The following is a 1348-nucleotide window of genomic DNA, read 5'->3' on the forward strand; positions in this document are numbered from 1 at the left end:
ACAAGTCAAGTCGGATTCTTCAGCGAGGATATGGGTGATGGGATTGAGCGTGAGCGTCAATAGCGCCACCTAGGGCTGTGCATCGTTCTGGAAGAGTGTCTGCAGATGCGAAGTTGGCGCCCGCATCTCACGGGCCAGGACGCGCAACTGACACGCTTGAGGCTCTTGGTTGGCGTGCCAGACCAACTGCTCGATCAGCGCACGCAAATTTGACGCTGGAGCCAACTCACTGCCGGTAAGCTGCTTCAGGTTGGCAAGGCCTAGTACCTGACCGTAAGACTCCGTCAATACAGCCTGGTACAGACCGCTGCGGTTGCCAAAGTGGTAGTTGAGGGATGCCAGATCCACCTGCGCCAGGGCGGCGATGGCCTTATTGGGTGTCTCGGCGTATCCCGTCGTGGCGAATAGTTCGCCCGCAGCCTCCAGTATTCGTGTTTTTGTGGCTTCGCCATCCGAGCGAAGTCCGCGTGCAGGTTTGTTCATTCCTCGATCGTCCAGAGCGGCACATACAGCTTGCATTGTCGCCTACATTAAGATTAAAATCAATTTAGTGTTATCGTAGTGTAGTGTAGTGTAGTGCAGTGCAGTGCATCGCATAGCCTCTATTTCGACTTCCTGGATCGTTTGACATGAAGAAGCCTCTCATTGCCTTTGGTCTTATCGTGGTGCTGGCGCTCGGCGCATGGGCCTGGATGCAGCAGCGGGACAAAGGTCACGACGGCACGCTGGTGCTGTACGGCAACGTGGACATTCGGCAGGTGTCGTTGGCGTTCGATGGCAGTGGCCGTGTGGCCGACATGAAGGTCGATGAAGGCGATGCCGTGAAGACCGGCCAGGTGCTGGCCACGCTCGACACCCGAACGCTGGCCCTGCAGGCTGAACAGGCGCAGGCGCAGATCGGCGTGCAGCAGCAGAACCTGCTGCGCTTGAAGAACGGTGCGCGCCCGCAGGAGCTGGCGCAGGCGCGAAGTGGTTATGTCGCCGCGCAAGCCGATGCCGAGCGCGCGCGCAAGGATCTGGCTCGCCTGCAAAGTATCGCGGCCAATACGGATAATCGTGGGGTTAGCGTGCAGGAACTGGATCGCGCCAGGGCAGCCGCGCAGGTTGCGGATGCGCAGGCCGCGCAAAAGCGCGACGCGCTGCGCCTGACCGAAATCGGCCCGCGCAAGGAAGACATCGCCGCCGCCGAGGCACAGCTGAAAGCCTCCGAGGCGCAACTGGCACTGCTGCAACATCAGGTTTCGCAGGGTCGGTTGGTCTCGCCATCCAACGCCGTGGTGCGTTCGCGCCTGCTGGAGCCGGGCGACATGGCTACGCCACAGAGGCCTGTGTACGCCTTGGCGATCAC

General features: G+C 60.5%; 2 protein-coding genes. One reads left to right on the top strand and one right to left on the bottom strand.

Annotation, left to right across the window (positions count from 1 at the left end):
• Positions 1 to 69 precede the first annotated feature (69 nt).
• Entirely contained in the window at positions 70 to 483 is a 414-nt protein-coding gene (locus ABF86_RS12415) for a TetR/AcrR family transcriptional regulator (protein WP_160803667.1), read from the bottom strand.
• A 146-nt stretch (positions 484 to 629) separates the two neighbouring features.
• On the opposite strand from ABF86_RS12415, the gene ABF86_RS13155 reads away from it, so the two are divergent.
• Positions 630 to 1348: biotin/lipoyl-binding protein (locus tag ABF86_RS13155; RefSeq protein WP_160803668.1), on the top strand; the 719-nt coding region annotated here is incomplete at its 3' end.

Origin of the sequence: Nitrosomonas sp. GH22 (genome assembly GCF_009833115.1) — a bacterium.
In the GTDB taxonomy this organism is placed as follows: domain Bacteria; phylum Pseudomonadota; class Gammaproteobacteria; order Burkholderiales; family Nitrosomonadaceae; genus Nitrosomonas; species Nitrosomonas eutropha.

Excerpts from the sequence above, each read along its gene's own strand:
- ABF86_RS12415 (WP_160803667.1), bottom strand. The coding sequence starts at position 483 with ATGAACAAACCTGCACGCGGACTTCGCTCGGATGGCGAAGCCACAAAA.